Origin of the sequence: Pseudoalteromonas ardens, assembly GCF_030125445.1 — a bacterium.
Classification (GTDB): domain Bacteria; phylum Pseudomonadota; class Gammaproteobacteria; order Enterobacterales; family Alteromonadaceae; genus Pseudoalteromonas; species Pseudoalteromonas ardens.
In genome coordinates this window covers 247,764-272,901 of the sequence record NZ_JASJUV010000003.1, presented here as the reverse complement: position 1 = coordinate 272,901, position 25,138 = coordinate 247,764, and the positions used below count along the sequence as shown (strand labels likewise).

The window sequence follows — 25,138 nt, the reverse complement described above, 5'->3', positions numbered from 1 at the left end:
TTTTTCTATTCAAGTTAGAAGCTATGGTTGTACTGAATGCCCACAACAGTGGCATGGCCTTTGGACTTAAAGCCCCACTCGCTACCCAGGCTGTCTTTCTCAACAAAGGTCTGAGTTTTACCACGCAGGATACTCAAACCAAAATCCACACTGGCAGTCTCACTCACCTGATACTCTGCACCAAACGAGTACCAGGTTCGGTCAGTATCCGGGATTGAGATAGACATGTGTGACTCATTGGCAGGTGAGCTGTCATACGCCAGGCCTGCACGCAACTTCAATGACGAACTCCATTGATAATCCCCCCCAACAGAGAAGCGTAATGAGTTATCAAACAGCTCCTTTTTGTTAAATACCGGCTTACCCGCAACCTGAGCTTCAAGCTCCTGGAAACTATTCCAACCCGTCCAGAGTACACTGTAGTGCAAGGTCATTGGCTCAGTCAGTTTATGTGTTCCTGAGATTTCGGCCATCGCAGGCAAGGTCAGCTCGAGCGTGCCAGGCAATGCGACGCCATTGGTGCCGCCAAATGACGCTGGCAACTGGTTACTGAAGTGGCCGTCAAAGGTAATATCCGTTTCACTGCGATAGTGAAAACCAAGTCGATTGTCTGTATCAATCTGATAACTCAGGCCCAGATTCCAACCATAACCACTGTCGTCACCTTCGAGGTTTACCACTTCTGTGCTGGCCGGCGCTTGTAACGGATTGGCACCCAAATGGCGGACCACTTTGGCATCGGCATAGACATGGTTCAGACCCAATGCCAGTGTCCATTGCGGATCAATTTCATAGGCCACTGACACACCGGTATTGATGGTCACAATTTCAGTATCACCTGCTAACTGACCCGCAGCGTAATCCTTATCAAACTCAGTTGCCAAGCCAAATTGCGAGTACACACCCGCGCCAACAGACCACTGGTCGTTGAGGCGCCCTGTCATAAACACAGCGGGTACCACGGCACTGGGAGCGATGCTGTCATCGTCAAGCAAGTTCGCCGGCAAACCATTATTGGTTGATGTACCTTGCAAGCTTACATCCGGTTCTACATACATGGCCGCAGCGCTCACCTGGATCCCCTGAAACTGACTCATTAATGCCGGGTTGCGTGCAACAACGGACGCATCATCTGCAGCGCTTGCTTCACCAGCGTAAGCACGACCTAATCCAGAAACGTTCTGTTCCGCCAACTGAAATGCAGCGGCCAGTGACTGTGACGACACCACCATCAAACCTGTCGCCATCAATGCGCGTAGTACTGTGTTCATTCTCAACCTCAAATGTTATTCACAAGAATAAAAAATTGCTCACACAGTACAGAAAAGAAAAGCAAAAATCCGCAACTTAAGCGCTTTTAGCAACTCAATCGAACAACTTTAAAGCAGATTAAGCAAGTTATTTACAGATCAGATCAGATGAAGAGCAATTACTCTAACCTCACCTTTACACACCCAAATGATATTAATTCTCATTACTATTGAATCACGATACTGATTCGCATATACTCTTAGCCACATTCACCGCCTTGCGATTTTGAGGCACTTGTAGGGAGATTAGGTCTATGCTGGCAGTATTGATGATCGGTGCACTGACATTCTGTGGACTCAGCGTATTCAGCCTGTGCAAAGCTAACTACTGCGCTTGCAAGCGAGCCGGACAATGCGACAACCCACTCAACCATTACTGGCTGGCTGCGATACTGAGCGCCCTGCTGGCTTTGGTGTGTAGCTGCTTGGCATTACATACCGAAAAAGGCACATTAGTGTGGATCCTGATGATGGCCAGCTGCCTGGCCGGTGCTTTACTATCTGCGCAATGGCAGAAACGCAAACTTAAGCAAGCAGATGATCTTTTAACAGACGGGATAAATTGATCTGGTAGTCCAGTGGTCGGACTGTAGAAGCGATTTTGATTTTGTCCTGCTCATTTAAATCAATGTCTTTGGCCGTGATATGGTGCATATGCTTGGTGTTGTAGAACACCCGCACTTTGGGTGCTGTCGGCGCGCCACGATTTCCCTCTAAAACTAATGCCAGTCGTTCATTACTGAGTTTCACTATGGTGCCCACAGGGTGCACACCAATGCATTTGATAAAGTGCTGTACCAGTACAGGGTCAAACTGAGCCTTATTAGCCAGCAAATATCGTAGCGCAACCAAAGGCTCATCGCCATCACGATGAGGGCGCTCCGCAGTCATCCCCTCGTACACATCCACAATCGCCATAATGCGCGCAGCTTTACTGATCTGCATGCCCTGTAAACGACGCGGGTAGCCACTGCCATCGAGACGCTCATGGTGGCTGACTATCATATCCAGCATCAAAGGTGTGATCCCTGGCGCACCGCGCGTCAGTCCCAATGATTGTGCAACATGACGTTGCATGGTTTTCATTTCTAATTTATTCAGTGGGCCGCTTTTATCGATAATACCCTGAGGTATTTTAGTATGCCCGACATCATGTAGCATGGCACCAATGGCCATTTGTTCAATCACCTTTTTACCCAGGCCAAGGTATTTTGCAAACACAGTCACTAAAATCGCACAGTTGATCATATGACGCCAATTAAAGCCTTCTTTGTCCTTAATCCGCGTTAAAATCGCCATCGCATTGGTGTTTCTCAGTACCGAGCCCACTATTTCCTGACTGATGTCGTTAATCAGCGTCATATCGACTTGCATGCCCGCAGTCAGATTGCCATACAGCATTTGTAATTGTTTATTGTGCTGTTCAAATTGCCTGGCTGCATTCGCAAATTCTTCTTCCAGGCTGATGACTTTTTCTTTAGCGGGAGGTGATTTGGTGGTTCTATCTGATTTTTGCGGTGTCGTCTGCTTTTTTGACTCAGCGTCAGCCTTAGCCGCATCCGGTTTTTCCTGGGGTTGCTGGTATTTTTCGGGAACCGGAATGTCACTTTGAGCAAAGTCGATGTTCAGCTCAACCACCCCATTGGCAACCAGACGAGCAATGATAGCGTCATCCCGAACCATACCCCGAGATTTAATCTTAACTTCAGCACCTGACTTTTGTTTATGAACGCTGTCCACAAACATGCCGGGTTTTAACTCTTCAATAGGGAGGGTGACTCGCATATCGCTCGCATGATGCCTGGCGGCAGTGTAAATTGCATTAATATGCATAGGCTAGACTTAATTGTCTAGTCATTGTAGTGAGTTTAATAGAAAAGGATGAGAAATTATGAACAAAAGTGTCAGATCAGGGCTGCTTTGGCACCTGATCTGATGTTACAACGTGGGATTATTCCTGGAAATAGGTACCCCAACCGTCGTACTCAACACCACAGTGTGTGGCAATTTCAACCAGCTTAGTGACATCTTCCATAATCACTGCGGCATCCAGCTCAGCTTCAACGACAACATCAAACCCCCAGATTTTACTGCCATCTTCCAGCTCAAGCTCTGCCGGATCTTCAACATCATAGCCAAGTTTAAATGCAGCCAGTGCTGCCTGTTCCAGCTTTTCAAATTCTTCGCTGACAAAATGGTGTTCTACCTCGTACAAGGTATCCGGGTTTGACCCATCTTCTAACAACGAATCAACGATGTCTTCACTGATCTCTTGCCAATTTTCCACTTGCTGCTCTCACTTTTTCGTCTAACTGTGCAATATGTGCTGCCATTTTAGCATGGATCTGTTTGGCATGCTCACGTGCGGGTATGTCTTTGTCCAGGCTGATTGGTGCCAGAACATCAATGTACACTGTGCCGTTATTCCAACGGTTAAGCTTTATCTGGCCAGCCGTACTGTTCATACAGACCGGCACAACAGGCACATCAGCGCTCAGGGCAGTATGAAACGCACCGGTCTTAAACGGCAGTAAACCTCTGCCGTAGCTGCGCGTCCCTTCCGGGAACATCCACAATGACATCCCTCGTTGCTTAATTTTTGCAATGGATTTGTCCAGCGTGTTCACCGCTTTTGTACGATTCGCCCTGTCGATCAGAATGTTGCCAGATAACCAGTACAACTGACCAAAAAAAGGCACCCACTTCAGGCTTTTCTTGCCCATACTCACAGTGTTGTGCGGCACCACAGCAGGTAAGGTAAATAAATCATAGTTATTCTGGTGATTGGCAATATACATTGCGGGGCCCAGATCTTTCGCACCAGGATCAATTGAGATCTCGAGCTTAACCCCGATCACACGCGACATCTTGCCAAACCAGGACGCAACCACATGCACGTTATTAGCATGGAAAGGGCGGATCAGGCTCAATGTCAGGCCAGCCAGACAACTGAGGATGATAAACAGCGCCATTGCCAGAATTCGAACTACAGCTAACAAAATAGAGACTCCTATTATCAAGTCGGCGCATTATAATCAAATAGGCTTACACTTGTAAGCTCAATTTTGTTTCAGCCATAAAAAATGCCGCTAACTTGAGCGGCACTTTAAATTTTATTCAGGGAGCTTAAGCAATTAGCTCATCGCAGCCTGTAACTTTTTCATTGCAGATTTTTCCAGCTGACGAACTCGTTCCGCTGAAACCTGATATTTATCCGCCAAATCTTGTAACGTCGCTTTATCTTCAGACAGCCAACGTGCGGCCACAATGTCCTGAGAACGTTCATCCAGCGTCTTCATTGCTGCGATAAGACGGTTTTGAGATTGCTCCTGCCACTGCTCTTCTTCAATGACCTCTGCAACGTCACTGCTTGCATCTGTCAGGTACTGAACCGGTGAAAAGCTGCTGCTCGGACTGTTATCATCATCATCCGCAGTTAAGTCGAAACCCATGTCCTGGCCGCTCATTCGCGATTCCATTTCACGCACTTCTTTTTCACTGACACCCAGTTCATTTGCAACAGTGGTGATCTCTTCCTGATTAAACCAACCCAGACGTTTCTTGTTTTTACGCAGGTTGAAGAATAGTTTACGTTGCGCTTTAGTGGTGGCAACCTTAACAATACGCCAGTTCTTTAAGACGTATTCATGAATTTCGGCTTTGATCCAGTGTACAGCAAACGACACCAGGCGCACACCAACTGTCGGATCGAAGCGTTTTACGGCTTTCATCAGTCCAATATTGCCTTCCTGGATTAAGTCTGCCTGTGGCAGGCCATAGCCAGAGTAGCTTTTGGCAATATGGGCGACAAATCTCAAATGAGAGATAATGAGCTGCTTAGCTGCGTGCAAATCCCCATCCTCATGCAGGCGGGTTGCCAGCGCTTTTTCCTGCTCAGCGTCCAGCATCGGGATAGAACTTACCGATTGTAGGTAGCCTTCTATACTCGCGCTTTGTTGCCCAGCGGTCAGTGCCATCGCATAAATGTCTTTACTCATTTTTCACCTCAGTGATAATTCGTTTTGCCAATTTTAGCACTCTTTACCTTAGAGTGCTAAATGCAATCTACTACTTTTCAGCCTCAAAGATCAAGCTTTTTATTATTACACTTTAATTAATAATTAAACCATTGATTTTAAATGAATATTTCAGGCTTTAAAAAAGTATCTATAGTAAGCGGATGTTCAGATAATGCCAGCTGCAATATCTGACAGTGCTAATTTGGCGGGTTTAGAGTGCTAATCAGCGCTAAGAGAGTGCTAAAGTATTCGTCAGTTAGCACTCTCTTAGCCATTACAACTGAGCGCAGTTCTACACCTTATCAGGCTCGATGTCTTTAATGTACTTTCTTACCGATAGAAAAGACCCGATAAAGCCCAATGCCACGGCCAGCAATAGCAGGCACAGCAGCTCTGAGCCAGATAATCCCTGTAGTACAAAGTTACTTTGATACACCCCCACCACCAGAGCAACGGCTGATTCAAGCCACCACAACATCAACATGACGCAAATAAAGGCGATCAAGCCGCCAATAATCCCATACCAGATCCCAGTCCATAAAAACGGCGTATGAATAAATGTGTTGGTCGCACCAACAAGCTTAAGTACCTGGATCTCTTCTTTCTTATCCATAATAGACAAGCGAATGGTGTTACCAATGATAAGGACTACAGCACTGAGCAGCAGTAAGCCGATGGTGATTACGCTTTCTTTAAGCAAGCTAAGTAAAGCATTGAGACGTTCAAGCCATTCAATATCTAGCTTACCAAACTCAATTTCTCGTTCCTGCTCCAGCTTATTTAGCAGAGTATTAGCAGCTTGTGCACTGCGATGACGAACTGTCGGTGTCACCAGGACGACGCTGGGCAACGGGTTTTCTTCGAGATAATCCAATGCCTGGCCAAACCCGGAAATGGATTTGAACTCTTCCAGCGCTTTGTCTTTGCCAATGAAACTAACAGTGTCAATTTCAGGGTAAAGTGCCAGCCGCTTTACCAAAGTCTGTGTTGCCTGTTCACTGACACTGTCTTTGACAAACAAAGAGATCTCAGCCGCTTCCTGAAAGCCGCTGCTGACTTTCTGCACATTCTTAACCACCACATACAGGGTGGTTGGCAAAGTCAGACTCAGACCCAGCACCAAAATGGTCATCATTGACGCCAAAGGGGTACGCCACATTTCACCTAAGCTGTGTACGCCCTGACGCAATATCGTAATAATGAAGAAGTAACACTTCAGGATCACCGATTTGCTTTGTTTGTCGTTTTGCGTGCCGCGACCTTTGAATAATAAACTCATAGCGCGTCTCCTGGCAGCGACGTGCCCAGCAGAGGATCCTGAATCAAACGGCCATGATCCAATGTCAGACTGCGGTATTTCATCCGTGCAATCAGGCCAAGGTCGTGTGTAGCAATCAGCACCGACGTACCGTGGCGGTTAAAATCCTCAAACAACTTGAGTATTTCCATCGACAATTCCGGGTCCAGGTTACCAGTCGGCTCATCTGCCAGTAATAAAGGAGGCGAATTCACAATTGCACGGGCGATCCCCACGCGCTGCTGTTCACCACCAGACAAAGTGCTCGGCTGGCACTTTACTTTGTCTAACAGGCCAACCTTGTCGAGTGCCGCATGCACTCGCTTAGTCATATGATTATGGTGGGTCCCCTCAATAACCAATGGCAGCGCCACGTTGTCGAAAACGTTATAACGCTCCAGCAGACGATGATTTTGAAAAATAATGCCAATGTCGCGACGAATATACGGCACCTGACTATTTTTAATTTGATTCAAATCGACACCATTGATGGCAACACGCCCGGCCGAGGGCCGTTCCATCAAGCTGATCAACTTCAGCAGCGTACTCTTACCTGCACCACTGTGACCAGTCAGAAACGCCAGCTCCCCTTTGGTGAGCTCAAAACTGACCTTTTCCAGCGCCCGATGTCCACCGGGGTAGGTTTTACTGACTTGCTCAAACTTGATCATTGCCTGCCCTGCTTTTGTTATACTGCTTTCGCTTTACCTGATCCCGACAAGCGGGATCAGGGCAACACCTGTCTGTCTTAATTATCCTGACTGAAAAGTGCCTCGATAAAGTCATCGCTCTTAAAGGTTCTCAGATCGTCAATACTTTCACCTACACCAATATAGCGGATAGGCATCTTGAATTGATCTGCAACCGCAAAGATCACCCCACCCTTGGCGGTACCATCCAGCTTAGTCAAGGTGATGCCAGTCAGACCCACAGCTTGATCAAATAGTTTCACCTGACTAATCGCATTTTGGCCTGTGCCCGCATCTATGGTCAGCATCACTTCGTGTGGCGCATCCGGATCCAGTTTTTTCATAACCCGCGCAATTTTTTCAAGCTCCTGCATCAGGTTATCTTTATTCTGCAATCGACCCGCCGTATCTGCGATTAACACATCAACATCACGGGCCTGTGCAGCCTGGAAGGCATCGAATACAACCGATGCACTGTCTGCACCAGTATGCTGCGCAATCACAGGAATATCGTTACGCTCCCCCCACACTTGCAGCTGCTCTACCGCTGCAGCCCGGAAGGTATCACCGGCAGCCAGCATCACAGACTTGCCCTGGGCCTGGAACTGCTTCGCCATTTTACCGATTGTGGTGGTCTTACCAACCCCATTCACACCCACCATCAAAATCACAAATGGTTTTTTATTGGCCGGGATCTCTAGCGGCTTTTCCGCATCCTTCAGAATATCTGCCATTTCCTGCTTCATCAGGTCATACAGTGCTTCACCGTCTTTGAGCTGTTTGCGGTCCGCTGCATCAGTCAGATTATCTATCAGCTTCATGGTTGTCTCGACACCAATGTCAGCCGTTAATAGCTGTGTTTCAAGATCTTCGAATAGCTCATCGTCAATCTTTTTACCACGGAAAATATTGGCAAAGCCGGAACCTATGTTGGTCTTAGTCTTCAGCAAGCCCTGCTTAAGACGAGCAAAGAAACCTTTCTTTTTCGGCTTTTCTTGTTCCTGAGCCTGACGCTCAGCTTCTTCACGCTCCGCCTGCTCTTTAGCCAAACGCTCGGCTTCTTCACGCTCTGCCTGCTCTTTGGCTAAACGCTCAGCTTCTTCACGCTCTGCCTGCTCTTTAGCTAAACGCTCGGCTTCTTCACGCTCTGCCTGCTCTTTAGCTAAACGCGCAGCTTCTTCACGCTCTGCCTGCTCTTTGGCTAAACGCGCAGCTTCTTCACGTTCCGCCTTTTCTTTGGCTAAACGCGCAGCTTCTTCACGTTCCGCTTGTTCTTTGGCTAAACGCGCAGCTTCTTCACGCTCCGCCTGTTCTTTGGCTAAACGCGCAGCTTCTTCACGCTCCGCTTGTTCTTTGGCTAAACGCGCAGCTTCTTCACGCTCCGCCTGTTCTTTGGCAAGACGCGCAGCTTCTTCGCGCTCGGCCTGTTCTTTGGCAAGACGCGCAGCTTCTTCACGTTCCGCTTGCTCTTTGGCTAAACGCGCAGCTTCTTCACGCTCTGCCTGCTCTTTGGCAACACGCTCGGCTTCTTCACGCTCTGCCTGTTCTTTAGCTAAACGCTCGGCTTCTTCTCGCTCTGCCTGTTCTTTAGCTAAACGCGCAGCTTCTTCACCTTCCGCTTGCTCTTTGGCTAAACGCGCAGCTTCTTCACGTTCTGCCTCCTCTTTAGCTAAACGCTCCGCTTCTTCACGCTCGGCCTGTTCTTTAGCTAAACGCGCAACTTCTTCACCTTCCGCTTGCTCTTTGGCTAAACGCTCAGCTTCCTCACGTTCTGCCTGCTCTTTGGCTAAACGCTCCGCTTCCTCACGTTCTGCCAGCTCTTTGGCAACACGCTCGGCTTCTTCACGCTCGGCCTGTTCTTTAGCTAAACGCGCAGCTTCTTCACGTTCTGCCTGCTCTTTAGCTAAACGCTCCGCTTCTTCACGTTCTGCCTGCTCTTTGGCTAAACGCTCCGCTTCTTCACGCTCGGCTTGCTCTTTAGCAACACGCTCCGCTTCTTCACGCTCGGCCTGTTCTTTGGCTAAACGCTCAGCTTCCTCACGTTCTGCCTGTTCTTTGGCTAAACGCTCCGCTTCTTCACGCTGAGCCTGCTCTTCGGCCAAGCGAGCGGCTTCTCGTTCAGCTTCTTGCTGCTTTTTATCTGATTTTCCAAATCCTAACCAGGATAGAATTTTGCTCTTTTTACCCATAACTCGCTAAATACCGTTTTAGTGTGCAATCAAATTAGTGAGAACTTGTTTGCGCAGATACTCCAAATGCACTGGCCGCGCTCTGTAGGAAGACCTGACAGGCCATGCAAATGGCTGATAACAAGCTCTATCATTACTGGAGCGACAGTGTAACATGTTCCAATAGGATGAAAAATCACAGCTTAGTGATATCTGCCTGATAAAAGCACTGCGTCATAATAAACCTTGCTATACACCTCCCTCGATGCGGTATACTGACCGCTATCTTTTGCGCGTAGTTGGTAAAAAATGAGAAAGCAGCAGTCAAAAAAGCCGGTATCAGGGCATATCCGATTGATCAGTGGGCGATTTCGAGGCAGAAAGCTGCCCGTTAAAGACGTTGAAGGGCTCAGACCAACCACCGACCGAGTCAAAGAAACAGTGTTTAACTGGCTGATGCAGGATGTCAGAGACGCCAAAGTACTCGACTGCTTTGCAGGCTCTGGTAGCCTGGGCTTTGAAGCTTTGTCACGGTTTGCACACAGCGCCACCTTCTTCGAATTTGATAAGCAGGTTGCACAACAACTGCAACAAAATGCCGACACACTCAAGCTAGACAATGCCCGGGTCGAACAGGGCGATACCCTGAGTAAACTGGCTACCCCGGCTGCACAAACGTTTGATCTGGTCTTTGTTGACCCACCGTTCAGGCGCGATATGGTGCAAACTTGCTGTGCTTTACTGGAAGCCAATCAATGGCTGAATGAAGAGGCCCTCATTTATGTCGAATTTGAACGCGAGAGCACACCCATATTCCCCGAAAACTGGACTATTTTGAAAGAAAAACAAGCCGGACAGGTTTGTTGCCGCCTCTACCAGCGCACTTAACCAATCCTACACTTACACTAACTTGCTGAATTAATGGACAGTTTAGTATAAATGCTCATGTTCACCGTGGCTTCGGGCCTCTGGCATGACAGCTGGTGCAATTTTAACTATAATTTAGACTTTACATGCGGTAATGCTTCGGCTTACAATACCGCACCATTTTTGAACCAATTGACCGTTTTTTGGTCGGTTAGAGCAAAGCTCACTAATTAGGTAGGTGAATTTTTAATGCCAGTAATTAAAGTAAGAGAGAACGAACCGTTTGACGTAGCACTTCGTCGTTTCAAGCGTTCATGTGAAAAAGCAGGTATCCTTTCAGAAGTTCGTCGTCGCGAGCACTATGAAAAGCCAACAGCTGAGCGTAAGCGTAAGAAAGCGGCTGCTGTTAAGCGTCACATGAAAAAGCTTTCTCGCGAAAACGCACGTCGCGTTAAATTATACTAATCGCTGCGAGTCTTGCATATGAGCCTGTTAGCTACGTTAAAAGACGCGCAAAAAGCGGCAATGAAAGCCAAAGACAAACCTCGTCTTACTGCTATTCGTGCTGCCCTTGCTGAAGTTAAGCAACGAGAAATCGACAACCAGACCACACTGGACGACGCAGGTATTACCTCCGTGTTAGTGAAACTGGTAAAGCAACGCCGCGATTCTTATACTCAGTATAAAGACGCTGGCCGCGAAGATTTAGCGGACGTAGAAGCGGGTGAGATCATCGTGCTGGAGTCCTTCTTACCTCAACCTTTGAGTGAAGAAGAGATAGCAAGCTTGATCGAGTCTGCAATCGCCGATACCGGCGCCGCTGGTATGCAGGATATGGGCAAAGTAATGGGCGTGATCAAAGCAAAAGCTGAAGGTCGTGCTGATATGGGCAAAGTTTCAGGTTTGATTAAACAGAAGCTTAGCGCATAAGCCCCGCATCAAGTATGATTATAAGTAAACCGAGCCTAGCGCTCGGTTTCTTCGTCTAAGCGATAGGGTAAAAATGGCAGGAAAAATCCCAAGACAATTTATCGACGACCTGTTGGCCAGAACCGACATCGTTGAATTAATCGATAACCGTATTGGTCTGAAAAAAGCCGGCAAAGATTATCAGGCCTGTTGCCCTTTTCATAACGAGAAAACCCCCTCTTTCACCGTCTCTCGTGATAAGCAGTTTTATCATTGTTTTGGCTGTGGTGCTAACGGCAATGCTATTTCATTTTTAATGGAATACGACAAGCTCGAATTCGTCGATGCCATTGAAGAATTAGCGGGTCAGTTCAGCCTGGAAATCCCCAGAGAGCAAGGCCTGGGCGGACCACAAAGAAGCTTTGAAGAGAAAAAGTCCGATTACGATCTGATGCAACAAACTGCGCGTTACTACCAGCAGCAGCTTAATCAGCATCAGAAATCAGCGGAGGTTAAAGCCTACGTCACCGGGCGTGGCCTGTCACAGCAAACCATCGATAAATTTCAGATTGGCTTTGCACCGCCCGAGTGGGATCAGCTTATTCGCACCCTGGCGCGTAACCCGGCACAACGCCAACAACTGGTTGAATTGAAACTCGCGACAGAGAAATCCCCTGGCCGCCAGTTCGACTTTTTCCGCGACCGGTTGATGTTCCCTATTCGTGATAAGCGCGGCCGAGTGATCGCCTTCGGTGGACGTATTATGGGACAAGATCAGGGCCCTAAATACCTTAACTCGCCGGAAACACGGATCTTTCATAAGAGCTTTGAGTTATATGGCTTTTATGAAGCCAAACAAGCACATCGTCAGCTCGCACAGGTACTGATAGTCGAAGGCTATATGGACGTCGTCGCCCTCTCTGAATATGGCATCGACTATGCCGTAGCTGCATTGGGCACAGCGACCACAGCGGAACATATGCAGACTTTATTTCGTAACACAGATGACGTCATTTGTTGCTATGATGGTGACAGGGCTGGTAAAGATGCCGCCTGGCGTGCACTGGAGCATGCGCTGCCCAATTTAAAAGATGGCAAATCACTGCGCTTTGTGTTTCTCCCTGATGGTGAAGATCCCGACTCCCTAGTGCAAAAGGAAGGTAAAGAAGCCTTTGAACAGCGCCTGTCTGACGCACAAGACTACGGCAAAGTGCTCTTTGCCCGGCTGTCAGAACAATGTGATTTAACGACCGATGCCGGTAAAGCCAAGTTACTCAGTGAAGCACTGCCAATGATAGAAAAAGTACCCAGTGAGTATTATCAGGAGTCTTTACTGACTACTTTAGCGCGCCTGATCGGTCGTACCCGCGAGCAACTGAGTGCCAAGCTGGCGACACCGCGAAAACAGCATGCCATTGAACGTAAATTTAAAGTCACGCCAATGCGCAGGGCGATTGGTCTGTTGCTACAGCATCCAGGTCTGGCGTCTGTTGTTGAACACTTACCGGATCTGGCTGAACTCCCTTTACCCGGTATGCGCTTGTTCCTGACTTTACAGGCCACTTGTTTATCACGACCTGATTATACGACGGCACACATCCTTGAAGCTTTTAGGGACACGCCTGAATATTCAGCACTCAATAAACTGGCAACCTGGCAACATAACATTGATGAAGAAAAGCTTATTGATGAATTTAAAAACACTTTTCAGTTTATTGAAGATCAATGTTTAAATTTGCGCCTTGAGACCTTATTAATAAAAGACAAAACAGAAGGTTTAAACAGCGATGAACGACTGGAATGCGCGCTCCTAACCCAAGCGTTAGGTGCTCGAAGAACTGGTCAAAATTAATTTTTGCTGTTATAATGTTCTATTCACTGCGTCAACCAAAATAGTGTGGTTTTTAGCTGACGCCCGTTGTAACAACTTTATCAGAGTGGAAGCAATAATCTCTATGGATCAATCTCCTCAGTCACAACTCAAACTTCTGATTCAGAAAGGTAAAGAGCAAGGTTACTTAACTTTTGCAGAAGTTAACGATCACCTTCCACAAGACATCATAGATTCGGATCAAGTAGAAGATATCATTAGCATGATCAATGATATGGGTATCCAGGTAGCAGAATCTGCACCTGATGCCGATGAACTGATGATGCAGGAAACCACGACCGACGAGGATGCAGCCGAAGCAGCGGCTGCCGCATTGGCAACGGTAGAAAAAGAAATCGGCAGAACCACAGATCCAGTACGCATGTACATGCGTGAAATGGGCACGGTTGAACTGCTGACGCGTGAAGGCGAAATTCTCATCGCGAAACGCATTGAAGAAGGGATTAACCAGGTTCAGATCTCGGTTGCCGAGTATCCTGAAGCCATTACTTACCTGCTGGAGCAATGGGACAAATACGAAGCCGAGGAGATGCGCCTGAGCGACATCGTTTCTGGTTTCTTTGATTCGTTGGAAGACGATGAAGCCCCTATTTCAGCAACGCACATCGGTTCAGAGCTGAGTGAAGAAGATCTCGACGATGAAGATGATGATGGCGATGAAGATGACGACGATTCGGAAGACGCTGATACCGGTCCGGATCCTGAAATTGCGCGCGAGCACTTCGAAGAATTAAGAACCCTGTACAACAATGCACGTAAGTGTTTTGAAGTAAAAGGCCGTGCGCACCCGGATTCACAGGCTGCGATCGCTGAAATTGGTGAGCTGTTCCGTAAGTTCAAGCTGGTACCAAAGCAATTTGACCGCATGGTAAATAACATGCGTGATATGATGGATCGCGTTCGAGTACAAGAACGTATCATCATGAAGCAAGCTTGCCAGATAGCGAAATTGCCGAAGAAAACCTTCATTAAGCACTTCGCAAACAATGAAACAGATATGGCCTGGGTCGATGCAGAAATTGCCGCAGGCGACAAACACTCAGCTAAGCTGGCACAAGTTAAGCCAGAGATCGAGCGCTGTGTGAACAAGCTAACGGCCATTGAAGAAAGCACAGGCCTGAGCATTGAACGTATCAAAGACATCAACCGTCGTATGAGCATTGGTGAGGCGAAAGCCCGTCGTGCGAAGAAAGAAATGGTTGAAGCCAACTTACGTCTGGTTATCTCAATTGCCAAGAAATATACCAACCGTGGTCTGCAATTTTTGGATCTGATCCAGGAAGGTAACATTGGTCTGATGAAAGCCGTTGATAAGTTTGAATACCGTCGTGGTTATAAGTTCTCTACTTATGCAACCTGGTGGATCCGTCAGGCAATCACCCGCTCTATTGCGGACCAGGCACGTACTATCCGTATTCCAGTGCATATGATTGAAACGATCAACAAGTTGAATCGTATTTCGCGTCAAATGCTACAGGAAATGGGTCGTGAGCCGAGCCCGGAAGAGCTGGCAGAGCGCATGATGATGCCAGAAGACAAGATCCGCAAAGTGCTGAAAATTGCCAAAGAGCCAATCTCCATGGAAACCCCTATCGGTGATGATGAAGATTCGCATCTGGGTGATTTCATCGAAGACACCACGATTGAGTCGCCGGTGGATTCAGCCACAATGGAAAGCCTGCGTGGCGCCACTAATGAGGTACTTGCGGGCCTGACGGCACGAGAAGCAAAAGTACTGCGCATGCGTTTTGGTATCGACATGAATACCGACCATACACTGGAAGAAGTTGGTAAACAGTTTGACGTAACACGTGAACGTATCCGTCAGATTGAAGCCAAGGCGCTTCGAAAGCTGCGTCATCCATCACGCTCTGATCTACTGAAGAGCTTCCTGGATGTCAAAGGCTAAGCGCCCATTCATTATCATTAAAGGCCGCATTTGCGGCCTTTTTAGTTTACTCACAGGTCTCAAGACCCGATTTATAAATAGGTAACAACTATGGCTTGGATCCAGATCCGCATTGATGCCGACAAAACCAGCGCCGACCATTACAGCGATTTGCTTATGGAAATCGGCTGTCCATCTGTCACGTATATCGACGGACAAAACAACCCAATATACGAGCCAAAACCCGGCGAAGTGCTACTGTGGCCACAAACCATCGTGATTGGTTTGTTTGAAGCAAATCACGATATGCAAGCCGTTGTGGACTATTTAAAGACGGCCAGCGATGCGCCGCTAAAGTACAAACTGGAACAGCTGGAAGACAAAGACTGGGAACGAGAGTGGATGGACAACTTTCACCCGATCAAATTCGGTGAGCGTTTATGGATCTGTCCCAGCTGGCGCGATATACCCGATCCGGACGCCGTGAATGTCCTGCTTGACCCTGGACTGGCCTTTGGCACAGGCACCCATGCGACCACCGCGCTATGCCTGAAATGGCTGGAACAGCAAGACTTAAGCGGCAAAACCGTCGTCGACTTTGGCTGTGGCTCCGGGATCCTGGGGATCGCGGCGATCAAACTGGGTGCTGAGCGCGTGATCGGCATCGATATCGATCCTCAGGCACTGGTTGCCAGTCGCGACAATGCCAGCCGTAATGGCGTAGCCGAGCAGCTGGAAGTCTACCTGCCAGAAAACCAGCCTGAGTTTTCTGCAGATATCGTGGTTGCAAATATCCTAGCTCAGCCTCTCAGAGAGCTTCACGAAGTGATCCTGGGTTTTCTTAAACCGGGCGGTGAAATTGCCATGTCGGGGATCCTGGAAGAGCAGGCGCAATCTGTTGCCGATGTCTATGCCCCTTTCCTTGCGCTGGATGCCATTGCTCAGGAAGGTGAATGGACCCGAGTAAGCGGAAAAAAAGGTTAGTGCCTTATCACGCGTAAAGCCCTTAGTTAACAGGCTTTACGCATTTTTTACAGCGTCATTCCCACCGACTTGAAATGAAAAACGGTTAATTTTAAAACAATTATGGCCTTCAGTCAGTTTGTTATAAAAAGTCAACCCGTCAAGCTCAAAAAAAAAGCACTTATGTTCAATTTATAGCCTTTGATTTTTGCAAAAAAAACCGTAAACTTAGCGCCCCTTGAAAAGAGGCGGATTGAACAGCAGTGCGTATTGGTCCTTACCAACTTGAAAACAACTTAATGGTCGCGCCAATGGCGGGGATCACCGACAGGCCTTTCAGACAATTGTGTCGGCGCTTAGGTGCCGGGCTGGCGGTGTCAGAAATGTTGTCTTCAAATCCGAAGGTATGGAAAACCGATAAATCAATGAACCGCATGGATCACAGCGGCGAGTCGGGAATTCGTTCCGTGCAAATTGCCGGAGCAGATCCTGAATTGATGGCACAAGCAGCGCAGTTCAATGTCAGTAATGGCGCGCAGATCATAGATATCAATATGGGCTGCCCCGCTAAGAAAGTGAATAAAAAGCTGGCAGGCTCAGCATTATTGCAATATCCGGAACTTGTGGAAGAGATAGTTCAGGCCGTGGTCAACGCAGTCGACGTCCCTGTCACTCTAAAGATCCGTACTGGATGGGACCCGGAAAATCGCAATGGTATTGAGATTGCCCGCATTGCCGAACGCAATGGCATTGCATCTTTGGCCGTACATGGGCGCACCCGCGCATGTATGTATAAAGGCAATGCTGAATACGCCACGATCAAGGCGATCAAGGCAGCGGTTGGCATTCCTGTAGTGGCTAATGGAGACATTGACTCTCCGCAAAAGGCCAAGCAGGTTCTGGAATATACGGGCGCAGATGCCATCATGATTGGTCGAGCAGCCCAAGGTCGTCCCTGGATATTCCGGGAGATTGACCATTATTTGCGTACTGGAGAAACGCTAGCCGCTCCGGAATTATCCGAAGTGCGCAGCATTTTGATGGAGCATTTGACAAACCTCCATCAGTTCTACGGTATGCCAATGGGTGTACGCATCGCACGCAAACATGTGTCCTGGTATTTGCAGGCCCATGACCAAGAAGGTCAATTTAGGCGAGTATTCAATGCTCTGGATGATGCCAATGCGCAAGTCGAGACATTAGAACACTATTTTGAAACACTAGCAGCTAACTAAGAAAGAGACATAAAGATGTTCGAACAAAATGTGACTTCTCCATTTATCACTAACGCTCATGTTCAGTCACAAGAGAAACCGCAACCACTTCGCGATGCAGTGAAAAAAGCTGTACACCACTACCTGAAACAGCTTAACGGTCAGGACGTACAAGACGTTTATGAGTTGGTTCTTTCTGAGCTTGAAGCACCACTACTTGAAGAAGTAATGACTTACACACGTGGTAACCAGACTCGTGCTGCAATCTTACTGGGTATCAACCGTGGTACACTACGTAAGAAACTGAAAAAGTACGGTATGAACTAATCTGTTCACAGCCGAACACAAAAAGCACCTTCGGGTGCTTTTTTTGTTTACGTCACTTTTATTGAGCGATTATTGTTGTAACCCGAACATTCACCTACAATAAATGGCAAACAGCCAAAAGCAACCCCGTTTTTCTCAATCTCACTCACGCATTTTCAATCGTTTTCTGAGCCAAGTTAGGCTAAAATACAGCACTTCTAAGCTAGCCCTTAACTTATCATTGAGGAAACCTGAACCATCATGGATATACATCGTCCAATTCGTCGCGCGCTGCTTAGCGTGTCAGACAAAACCGGTATCGTTGAATTTGCCCGTGCTCTGAGCGAGCAAGGCGTTGAACTCCTGTCAACTGGCGGCACCTGTAAACTCATCGCCGAGAACGGCATTCCTGTTACTGAAGTATCTGACCACACTGGTCACCCGGAAATCATGGACGGCCGGGTCAAAACCCTACACCCGAAAATCCACGGTGGTATTCTTGCACGTCGCGGCCAGGACGAAGGCGTGATGGCAGACAACAACATCTCAGCCATTGATATGGTCGTAGTCAACTTATACCCCTTTGCACAAACCGTTGCAAAAGCTGACTGCTCACTGGAAGATGCCATTGAAAACATCGACATCGGCGGTCCAACTATGGTTCGCGCTGCTGCGAAGAACCACAAAGATGTGACCATTGTTGTGAATGCAGCTGACTATGATCGTGTTATCAACGAGATGAAAGCGAATAATGGCTCAACTGAGTACAAGACGCGCTTTGATCTGGCGATTGCAGCTTATGAGCACACGGCACAGTATGACGGCATGATTGCGAACTACTTCGGTAAAATGGTCCCGGACTATACCGAAGAGGCTGCCGAAGACACTAAGTTCCCGCGCACCATCAATATGCAGTTCACCAAGAAGCAGGATATGCGCTATGGTGAAAACTCGCATCAGGACGCTGCCTTCTACGTTGAAAACGACATTGAAGAAGCGTCAGTGGCGACAGCAAAACAAATTCAGGGTAAAGCTCTGTCTTACAACAACATCGCGGATACCGATGCGGCCCTTGAGTGTGTGAAGAGCTTCTCAGAGCCTGCCTGTGTGATCGTCAAGCATGCGAACCCATGTGGTGTGGCAGAGGATAAAGACATCCTGAGCGCCTATGACCGTGCCTTCAAAACCGATCCGACGTCAGCATTTGGCGGCATCATTGCTTTCAACCGTGAGCTGGATGCCGACACAGCTGAAGCCATCATTGCACGTCAGTTCGTTGAAGTGATCATTGCCCCTAAAATCTCTGACGCTGCGGCACAAATTGTGGCAGCGAAGAAGAACGTCCGTTTGCTGGAATGTGGTGAATGGCAAACGGCCACAACCGGCGTTGACATTAAGCGTGTCAATGGTGGTGTCCTAATTCAGGACCGCGACCAGGGCATGGTTCAGGCCAGCGATTTGAAAGTCGTGTCTAAGCGCCAGCCCACCGAGCAAGAGCTCAAAGATCTGATGTTCTGCTGGAAAGTGGCTAAATTCGTTAAGTCGAATGCAATCGTTTATGCACGCGATGGCATGACCATAGGTGTGGGTGCCGGCCAGATGAGCCGTGTTTACTCAGCAAAGATCGCCGGTATCAAAGCCGCCGATGAAAACCTGGAAGTCAAAGGGTCTGTTATGGCCTCTGATGCCTTCTTCCCGTTCCGCGACGGTATCGATGCCGCAGCGGAAGCGGGTATCACTGCGGTGATCCAGCCTGGCGGCTCGATGCGCGATGAAGAAGTCATTGCCGCAGCCGACGAAGCGGGCATGGCCATGGTCTTCACTGGCATGCGTCATTTCCGTCACTAATCGATGAGCGCGAAACCTTCACCGTTTCGCGCTTTTTGTTTGCGCTAATTTCCAGTATTGTGAGTAAAAGACAATCACAATAATGACAGTGAAGGAACTGACTATGAAATTTGCCATTAAATCTATCATCGCAGCAGGTATTTTGACCGCCCTGAGTGGCTGTAACAGCACCACTGAAAGCGGTGCGTCCAGCGAGCTTAGCTCAGCAGTAGCGAGCGCAGAACGCAAGGCTGATAACCGTGCACGCGATCAGTATCGTCACCCGGAGCAAACGCTGGCATTTTTTGGCCTTCAGCCAAACATGACCGTTGTTGAAATTGCCCCTGGTGGTGGCTGGTACAGTGAAATTCTGGCACCGGTTGTTAAGGGCCAGGGGACATACTACGCAGCACACTTCCCGGAAAACAGTGAAGGTTACTTCAAACGTTCTCTGGACGGCTTCAAGAAAAAAGTCGCTGAAGATGCGCGCTTTAGTGAAGTTAAAATCACCGAGTTTGCACCAGGCACACACGTTGATATTGCCCCTGCTGGTAGCGCTGACATGGTACTGATCTTCCGTAGCGTCCATAACTGGTACATGCGTCAGGGTGACGAAGGTGTGCTGGCCGCTTTTCAGGCTTTCAATAAAGCGCTGAAACCAGGTGGCACTTTGGGCGTTGTTGCGCACCGTTTACCTGAACACCGTGATGATGAAGACCAGAAACGTTCTGGTTATATGAAGCAAAACTATGTCATCAACCTGGCTAAACAAGCTGGATTCGAATTAGTTGCAAGCAGTGAAATCAACGCCAACCCGTTGGACAGCGCCAACCACCCGAAAGGTGTGTGGACTTTACCACCACGTTTAGCTTTGGGTGATGAAAAGGCCGAGCAATACAAGGCCATCGGGGAAAGCGATCGAATGACCCTGAAATTCAAAAAGCTTTAATAGGAATCAATTGCCATGAATATACTTGTCATTGGCAGCGGCGGCCGTGAACACGCTCTGGCGTTCAAGGCTGCACAAAACCCATCTGTAAAAACTGTATTTGTTGCCCCAGGCAACGCAGGCACGGCCCTTGAGCCGAAACTGCAAAATGTGGCCATTGGTGTTGAAGACATCGATGCCCTGTTGGCTTTTGCCCAGGACAACAAAGTTGAGCTCACAATTGTTGGCCCCGAAGCCCCACTGGTGATCGGCGTCGTTGACCGCTTCCGAGAAGCGGGTCTGGCTATTTTTGGCCCAACTCAGGGGGCTGCTCAATTAGAAGGCTCTAAATCATTCACTAAGGACTTTTTAGCTCGCCATCAGATCCCAACGGCAGCTTATCAGACCTTTGAAGAAATTGAGCCTGCTTTGGCTTATGTGAAAGCACAAGGCGCACCAATCGTTGTAAAAGCAGATGGCCTGGCTGCCGGTAAAGGCGTGATCGTGGCAATGACTGAAGCTGAAGCTGAAGACGCCATTCGCGATATGCTGGCGGGAAATGCCTTTGGCGACGCTGGTAGCCGCGTTGTGATCGAGGAGTTCCTCGAAGGTGAGGAAGCCTCATTCATCGTGATGGTTGATGGTAAGAACGTTTTGCCATTCGCCACCAGCCAGGACCACAAGCGCGCTTATAATGGCGACGAAGGTCCTAACACGGGCGGCATGGGTGCATACTCTCCTGCTCCGGTTGTAACTGCAGAGATCCACCAGCGCATCATGGATGAGGTGATCACACCTACCGTTGAGGGCATGGCGGCAGAAGGCCATCCTTACACGGGCTTCTTGTATGCAGGTCTGATGATTGCGGCTGATGGTACGCCGAAAGTGATCGAATACAACTGTCGCTTTGGCGATCCGGAAACGCAACCTATCATGCTGCGTCTGCAATCTGATCTGGTTACCCTGATTGAAGCGGCTAACCGACAAGAGCTGGACCAGACTGAAATTCAGTTTGATCCTCGCGCCGCTGTGGGTGTCGTTCTGGCAGCCAAGGGTTATCCAGCCAGCTACCCGAAAGGAGATGCTATCTCTGGTTTACGTGTTACCTATCCGGAAGGTGAAAAAGTCTTCCATGCGGGCACTAAGCAAGATGGTGACGCCGTCGTGACAGCTGGTGGTCGTGTCCTGTGTGCTACTGCGCTGGGCCACACCGTCACAGAAGCACAAAAGCGCGCGTATGCGCTGGTACAGGAGATTAACTGGGACGGTGTTGAATACCGTACCGACATCGCCTACCGCGCCATTGCACGCGAGCAGTAAAGCGCATAACGCAAAGCCGGGTCTCTGACCCGGTTTTTTATTTCTCCCTCTTTCCTTCACCTCTGTGTCACGCTTTGCTAGGATCGCCTATTTCAACCATCTTTAGGGGCGTAAAGATGCAAGGTACTCTACGTAAGATGCAGGCACAATTGAATTGTGCATCGGCACCAACCATAAACTATCAGCTGCCTGTGGGCGACGATCTGTTGCCATTGAACGAGCTGATTGGCAAGCGTCTGACGCTCACATTTAGTGGCAACATTTTCTGCTGTAATTGTGGTAAGAAAACCAAGAAGAGTTACTCTCAGGGCCACTGTTTTGTGTGTATGAAAAAACTGGCTAGTTGCGACATGTGTATCATGAAGCCCGAAACCTGCCACTATGATCAGGGTACTTGCCGTGAACCAGAGTGGGGCGAAACACACTGTATGATCCCGCACTATGTATACCTGGCAAACACCTCTGGCCTGAAAGTTGGGATCACCCGTCATACCCAGATCCCGACACGCTGGATAGATCAGGGCGCTACGCAGGCAGTTCCCATTTTCAAAGTGCAGACCCGGTTGCAATCGGGCCTGGTAGAGGTAGCGCTCGCGGAATTTATTGCTGATAAAACCAACTGGCGCAATATGCTCAAAGGCATCAACCCAGAACTGGACCTTAAAGCATCCGCGGCAGAGCTGATCCCACAGATCCAGGCTAAACTGGATGAGCTGGCTGAACTGTTTGGCGCTACCGCAATTGAGCAGCTCGATGAAGATGTGGTGGACCTGAACTTCCCCGTCACCGACTACCCGAGCAAGATCAGTTCTTTTAACTTTGATAAAGAACCCGTTGTCAGTGGCACACTGCAAGGCATTAAAGGCCAGTACCTGATCTTTGACACGGGTGTGATCAATATCCGCAAGTTCACCTCATACGAAGTTTCGGTGAGTCTGGACTAGTTCATGCGCGGCCAGTTAACGGCCGCTTACCCGTCGTTGTGGGGGAGCGAGCTCACTCAACCCCCGCTCTGAGCGGTAAAAGTTCAGCCAGTCTGACTGAGGCAGTGGCCGACAATAGTGATATCCCTGCATCGTGTGGCACCCCAGCTTTTGTAAAAACTTCTGCTGTACGGATTTTTCCACCCCTTCTGCCACCACATGTAAATTCAGCGCTTTGGCCATCGCGACAATCGCCGTTACAATCTCACTGTTGCCATATTCATCTGGTATTTTGGCGATAAAACTGGCATCGATTTTCAGTATGTCTATCGGCAGCTTGGTCAGATAACTCAGCGCCGAATATCCAGTGCCAAAATCATCAAGCGCAATCGAAACACCCAGATTTTTTAATTTGTTCAGCATGACCTTGGCATCATGCAAATTGCTGACAAAGCTGGTCTCGGTCAGCTCCAGCTCAACATAATGACCATCCAGATTATGCTGTTCCAGCGCTTTGGCCATGGTCATCACCAGATCCCCCTGACTGAGGTGACTGGCAGAGATATTGATCGCGATACGACGCATATCCAGCCCTTCACTCAACCAGAGAGCCATTTGTCGACAGGCTTCGTTGATCACCCATTGATCCAACTTAACAATCAGACCTAATTCTTCCGCCAGCGGAATAAATTGGGCTGGCGAGATGGTGCCCAAATTTGGGTCTTGCCAGCGCAACAAACACTCTACACTCATAATCCGACCGCTCGTCAGACAACGTAATGGCTGATAATGGAGTTCAAACTCGCCGCCTTCGAGAGCACTTTGAAAGCGGCTCAACATAGACAAGCGTTCAAGCGAGCGCGCATTCATCGATGCTTTATACAGCTGGAAAGAGTTGCGTCCTAACTCTTTAGAGCGATACATGGCCACATCGGCATGCTTAAGCAGACTCTCACTGTCCAGGCCATCCTCAGGGTAGATTGCTGCACCCAGTGATGCTGTCGCCGCCACATTTAGCTCACCCAACGCGAAGGGCACACTGAGCTCACTGAGCACCTGATCGGCAAAGCCCACCACATCTTCCATATGCTCGACTTCGGTGAGCAGCACCACAAACTCATCTCCCCCCAGACGTGCCAGTGTGTCTCCGGGCTTCAGAATGGCTTTTATCCGCTCGCTAACCTGGCTGAGCAGTTTATCCCCGGCACTGTGACCTAAGGTGTCATTGACCTCCTTAAAACGATCGAGATCGATGAACATCACGCTGAGCTTGTGCTTATCTCGCTGCGCCGAGGCCAACGCCATAGACAACCTGTCGTAAAATAGCCGGCGATTAGGCAAGCCTGTGAGTTCATCAAAATACGCCAGCCGGGCAATTTTCTCTTCCGCATTTTTCCGTTCGGTGATGTCACTGAAAATGGCAGCATAGAGCACATCATCACTGTAGGGTTCATTGATCTCAATGATGGTCAGCCACTCAACATACACTTCACCACTTTTTCGCTTATTGCAGATCTCCCCCTGCCAAACGCCCTTCTGTGACAGTTCCGACCACATCCTTTCATAATAATCCTGACCATGAACGCCCGAACTCAGTAGGCTGGGGTTTTTGCCCAGCACCTCATAATCCTGATACCCCGTCAACGCACTGAATGCAGGGTTGATCTGGATGATTTCGCCATTGGCCCGGGTGATCATTATGCCATCGAGCGAAGCATCGATGATGCGGTTAGCCAAATAGAGGTTTTTTTCTGACTTTTGCAGCGCCAGATCTCGCTGAGCTAGTACCTTTTCCAGCTCGCTACAGTAAGCGGTTTCTATTTCTGTCAGGACATTTTTCAAAGCCAGCAAGCCCATCACAGCATGTGAGCCGGGCTCGCGGATCACCAGATGACGAATTGAGCGTGCAGTCATCAGACGGTAAGCATCGAACAGACTGTCTTTGGGGGTCATGGATTCCATCGGATAGCTGGCCAACTCCCAGCAGGGCATACGCCAGTCCTGGTTCAGGATCACATAGGCCACATCCCGTTGGGTAATAATGCCATACTCAGCCAATCCCTGATTATATACCAGCACTGCGGTGGTCTTGTCCCGGCGCATCGCGTGAATCGCCTCGGAAATACAAGCTTGGGCATCCAGCGTGCTGATCTGTGACTCGAAATGATCTTCTATGGGACGAAAATGCAGGTAGTGATCCAACCCCTGATTGCGCACAATATCAGACAGAGACACCACGCCCTGAGGTTGGTTATGGGCGTCTTTCACCAGAAGATGACGTATTCCCAGCTGGTGAAACTTAATCGTGGCTTCACTCAGCGTCTGACTGATCAGAATATCATGTACCGGTGAGTTCATAATATTACCTATCGCAGTCTGTGCCAGGCCATTGTGTTCGAAATCCAGACTGACACAGTCTGACTCTGTCCAAATCCCGACGATTTTGCCGTCCTGCTCAATAAATATCGAACTGACCCGCCGCTCACGCATCAGACTCAACGCATCATATAAACGCGTTGTGTAGTCACAACACAGCAGGTTATTAGAATAAACATCTTTAATTTGCAGTTGACGTGTATCGCCCATCATAAGCACAGCCTCGCTTTCAGCCAATCTAAT

General features: G+C 48.7%; 22 protein-coding genes. 13 read left to right on the top strand and 9 right to left on the bottom strand.

All coding sequences use genetic code 11. From position 1 onward, the window contains the following. Positions 1–14: 14 nt before the first annotated feature. The gene (locus QNM19_RS11930) at positions 15–1,271 is read right to left on the bottom strand and encodes an outer membrane protein transport protein (protein ID WP_284026737.1); all 1,257 of its coding nucleotides are present in this window, start codon (positions 1,269–1,271) and stop codon (positions 15–17) included. A gap of 293 nt (positions 1,272–1,564) precedes the next feature. On the opposite strand from QNM19_RS11930, the gene QNM19_RS11925 reads away from it, so the two are divergent. Further along, complete coding sequence (locus tag QNM19_RS11925) at positions 1,565–1,876, top strand: hypothetical protein (RefSeq protein ID WP_010383225.1); 312 nt, start codon at positions 1,565–1,567, stop codon at positions 1,874–1,876. Here the strand turns inward: QNM19_RS11925 and QNM19_RS11920 are convergent. From QNM19_RS11920 to ftsY, 7 genes are all read right to left on the bottom strand, one after another. Beyond that, a complete protein-coding gene (locus QNM19_RS11920; RefSeq protein WP_284026807.1) occupies positions 1,836–3,095 on the bottom strand; it encodes an HD-GYP domain-containing protein in 1,260 nt (419 codons plus the stop codon). The genes QNM19_RS11925 and QNM19_RS11920 overlap by 41 nt on opposite strands. Positions 3,096–3,261: 166 nt before the next feature. After that, positions 3,262–3,597, bottom strand: coding sequence for a ribonuclease E inhibitor RraB (gene rraB, locus QNM19_RS11915; protein WP_010383227.1), 336 nt, complete (start codon positions 3,595–3,597; stop codon positions 3,262–3,264). Then, positions 3,572–4,309 (bottom strand): 1-acylglycerol-3-phosphate O-acyltransferase, encoded by a 738-nt coding sequence (locus tag QNM19_RS11910; protein ID WP_049865545.1) that lies wholly within the window; start codon positions 4,307–4,309, stop codon positions 3,572–3,574. Before QNM19_RS11910 ends, rraB begins: the two co-directional genes overlap by 26 nt. A 135-nt stretch (positions 4,310–4,444) precedes the next feature. Next, entirely contained in the window at positions 4,445–5,308 is an 864-nt protein-coding gene (gene rpoH, locus QNM19_RS11905) for an RNA polymerase sigma factor RpoH (protein ID WP_010383230.1), read from the bottom strand. A 313-nt stretch (positions 5,309–5,621) separates the two neighbouring features. Next, a complete protein-coding gene (gene ftsX, locus QNM19_RS11900; RefSeq protein ID WP_049865546.1) occupies positions 5,622–6,608 on the bottom strand; it encodes a permease-like cell division protein FtsX in 987 nt (328 codons plus the stop codon). Then, positions 6,605–7,297 (bottom strand): cell division ATP-binding protein FtsE, encoded by a 693-nt coding sequence (gene ftsE, locus QNM19_RS11895; protein ID WP_010383235.1) that lies wholly within the window; start codon positions 7,295–7,297, stop codon positions 6,605–6,607. Before ftsE ends, ftsX begins: the two co-directional genes overlap by 4 nt. A 77-nt stretch (positions 7,298–7,374) precedes the next feature. Then, the gene (ftsY, locus tag QNM19_RS11890) at positions 7,375–9,504 is read right to left on the bottom strand and encodes a signal recognition particle-docking protein FtsY (RefSeq protein ID WP_082225524.1); all 2,130 of its coding nucleotides are present in this window, start codon (positions 9,502–9,504) and stop codon (positions 7,375–7,377) included. 288 nt (positions 9,505–9,792) lie between these two features. Between ftsY and rsmD the strand changes: the two genes are divergently transcribed. The 12 genes from rsmD (at position 9,793) to QNM19_RS11830 (ending at position 22,540) form a co-directional block, all read left to right on the top strand. Further along, positions 9,793–10,371 carry a 16S rRNA (guanine(966)-N(2))-methyltransferase RsmD gene (gene rsmD / locus QNM19_RS11885; RefSeq protein ID WP_049865547.1) on the top strand — a complete coding sequence of 193 codons (579 nt, stop codon included), beginning with the start codon at positions 9,793–9,795 and terminating at the stop codon, positions 10,369–10,371. A gap of 228 nt (positions 10,372–10,599) precedes the next feature. Beyond that, positions 10,600–10,815 (top strand): 30S ribosomal protein S21, encoded by a 216-nt coding sequence (rpsU, locus tag QNM19_RS11880; protein WP_010362466.1) that lies wholly within the window; start codon positions 10,600–10,602, stop codon positions 10,813–10,815. 18 nt (positions 10,816–10,833) lie between these two features. Then, the gene (locus QNM19_RS11875; RefSeq protein WP_010383241.1) at positions 10,834–11,280 is read left to right on the top strand and encodes a GatB/YqeY domain-containing protein; all 447 of its coding nucleotides are present in this window, start codon (positions 10,834–10,836) and stop codon (positions 11,278–11,280) included. A 73-nt stretch (positions 11,281–11,353) separates the two neighbouring features. Then, positions 11,354–13,111 (top strand): DNA primase, encoded by a 1,758-nt coding sequence (dnaG, locus tag QNM19_RS11870; RefSeq protein WP_284026736.1) that lies wholly within the window; start codon positions 11,354–11,356, stop codon positions 13,109–13,111. A 103-nt stretch (positions 13,112–13,214) separates the two neighbouring features. Continuing rightward, positions 13,215–15,059: an RNA polymerase sigma factor RpoD gene (rpoD, locus tag QNM19_RS11865; RefSeq protein ID WP_058797168.1), complete on the top strand. Its 1,845-nt coding sequence runs from the start codon at positions 13,215–13,217 to the stop codon at positions 15,057–15,059. Positions 15,060–15,149: 90 nt separating this feature from the next. Beyond that, on the top strand, positions 15,150–16,022 hold the full coding sequence (prmA, locus tag QNM19_RS11860) for a 50S ribosomal protein L11 methyltransferase (RefSeq protein ID WP_049865548.1): 873 nt from the start codon (positions 15,150–15,152) through the stop codon (positions 16,020–16,022). Between the two features lie 242 nt (positions 16,023–16,264). Next, complete coding sequence (dusB, locus tag QNM19_RS11855; RefSeq protein WP_082225525.1) at positions 16,265–17,236, top strand: tRNA dihydrouridine synthase DusB; 972 nt, start codon at positions 16,265–16,267, stop codon at positions 17,234–17,236. A gap of 15 nt (positions 17,237–17,251) precedes the next feature. After that, a complete protein-coding gene (fis, locus tag QNM19_RS11850) occupies positions 17,252–17,542 on the top strand; it encodes a DNA-binding transcriptional regulator Fis (RefSeq protein ID WP_010374122.1) in 291 nt (96 codons plus the stop codon). Positions 17,543–17,782: 240 nt separating this feature from the next. After that, the gene (gene purH / locus QNM19_RS11845; RefSeq protein ID WP_194866591.1) at positions 17,783–19,369 is read left to right on the top strand and encodes a bifunctional phosphoribosylaminoimidazolecarboxamide formyltransferase/IMP cyclohydrolase; all 1,587 of its coding nucleotides are present in this window, start codon (positions 17,783–17,785) and stop codon (positions 19,367–19,369) included. Between the two features lie 103 nt (positions 19,370–19,472). Next, the gene (locus QNM19_RS11840; RefSeq protein WP_049865338.1) at positions 19,473–20,297 is read left to right on the top strand and encodes a class I SAM-dependent methyltransferase; all 825 of its coding nucleotides are present in this window, start codon (positions 19,473–19,475) and stop codon (positions 20,295–20,297) included. 15 nt (positions 20,298–20,312) lie between these two features. Next, complete coding sequence (gene purD / locus QNM19_RS11835; protein WP_049865339.1) at positions 20,313–21,596, top strand: phosphoribosylamine--glycine ligase; 1,284 nt, start codon at positions 20,313–20,315, stop codon at positions 21,594–21,596. A gap of 116 nt (positions 21,597–21,712) precedes the next feature. Next, the gene (locus tag QNM19_RS11830) at positions 21,713–22,540 is read left to right on the top strand and encodes a DUF2797 domain-containing protein (protein WP_049865340.1); all 828 of its coding nucleotides are present in this window, start codon (positions 21,713–21,715) and stop codon (positions 22,538–22,540) included. A 15-nt stretch (positions 22,541–22,555) separates the two neighbouring features. On the opposite strand, the gene QNM19_RS11825 is transcribed toward QNM19_RS11830, so the two are convergent. Then, positions 22,556–25,108 carry an EAL domain-containing protein gene (locus QNM19_RS11825; RefSeq protein WP_049865341.1) on the bottom strand — a complete coding sequence of 851 codons (2,553 nt, stop codon included), beginning with the start codon at positions 25,106–25,108 and terminating at the stop codon, positions 22,556–22,558. Between the last annotated feature and the right edge of the window lie 30 nt (positions 25,109–25,138).

What these genes read in the sequence shown, in the direction of transcription:
- QNM19_RS11875 (WP_010383241.1), top strand. Translation starts at nt 10,834, where the DNA reads ATGAGCCTGTTAGCTACGTTAAAAGACGCGCAAAAAGCGGCAATGAAA.
- ftsY (WP_082225524.1), bottom strand. Translation starts at nt 9,504, where the DNA reads ATGGGTAAAAAGAGCAAAATTCTATCCTGGTTAGGATTTGGAAAATCA.
- fis (WP_010374122.1), top strand. Translation starts at nt 17,252, where the DNA reads ATGTTCGAACAAAATGTGACTTCTCCATTTATCACTAACGCTCATGTT.
- rpoH (WP_010383230.1), bottom strand. Translation starts at nt 5,308, where the DNA reads ATGAGTAAAGACATTTATGCGATGGCACTGACCGCTGGGCAACAAAGC.
- purD (WP_049865339.1), top strand. Translation starts at nt 20,313, where the DNA reads ATGAATATACTTGTCATTGGCAGCGGCGGCCGTGAACACGCTCTGGCG.
- QNM19_RS11930 (WP_284026737.1), bottom strand. Translation starts at nt 1,271, where the DNA reads ATGAACACAGTACTACGCGCATTGATGGCGACAGGTTTGATGGTGGTG.
- dnaG (WP_284026736.1), top strand. Translation starts at nt 11,354, where the DNA reads ATGGCAGGAAAAATCCCAAGACAATTTATCGACGACCTGTTGGCCAGA.
- purH (WP_194866591.1), top strand. Translation starts at nt 17,783, where the DNA reads ATGGATATACATCGTCCAATTCGTCGCGCGCTGCTTAGCGTGTCAGAC.
- rsmD (WP_049865547.1), top strand. Translation starts at nt 9,793, where the DNA reads ATGAGAAAGCAGCAGTCAAAAAAGCCGGTATCAGGGCATATCCGATTG.
- QNM19_RS11840 (WP_049865338.1), top strand. Translation starts at nt 19,473, where the DNA reads ATGAAATTTGCCATTAAATCTATCATCGCAGCAGGTATTTTGACCGCC.
- QNM19_RS11925 (WP_010383225.1), top strand. Translation starts at nt 1,565, where the DNA reads ATGCTGGCAGTATTGATGATCGGTGCACTGACATTCTGTGGACTCAGC.
- QNM19_RS11830 (WP_049865340.1), top strand. Translation starts at nt 21,713, where the DNA reads ATGCAAGGTACTCTACGTAAGATGCAGGCACAATTGAATTGTGCATCG.
- ftsX (WP_049865546.1), bottom strand. Translation starts at nt 6,608, where the DNA reads ATGAGTTTATTATTCAAAGGTCGCGGCACGCAAAACGACAAACAAAGC.
- ftsE (WP_010383235.1), bottom strand. Translation starts at nt 7,297, where the DNA reads ATGATCAAGTTTGAGCAAGTCAGTAAAACCTACCCCGGTGGACATCGG.
- QNM19_RS11825 (WP_049865341.1), bottom strand. Translation starts at nt 25,108, where the DNA reads ATGATGGGCGATACACGTCAACTGCAAATTAAAGATGTTTATTCTAAT.
- prmA (WP_049865548.1), top strand. Translation starts at nt 15,150, where the DNA reads ATGGCTTGGATCCAGATCCGCATTGATGCCGACAAAACCAGCGCCGAC.
- rpsU (WP_010362466.1), top strand. Translation starts at nt 10,600, where the DNA reads ATGCCAGTAATTAAAGTAAGAGAGAACGAACCGTTTGACGTAGCACTT.
- QNM19_RS11920 (WP_284026807.1), bottom strand. Translation starts at nt 3,095, where the DNA reads ATGCGAGTCACCCTCCCTATTGAAGAGTTAAAACCCGGCATGTTTGTG.
- rpoD (WP_058797168.1), top strand. Translation starts at nt 13,215, where the DNA reads ATGGATCAATCTCCTCAGTCACAACTCAAACTTCTGATTCAGAAAGGT.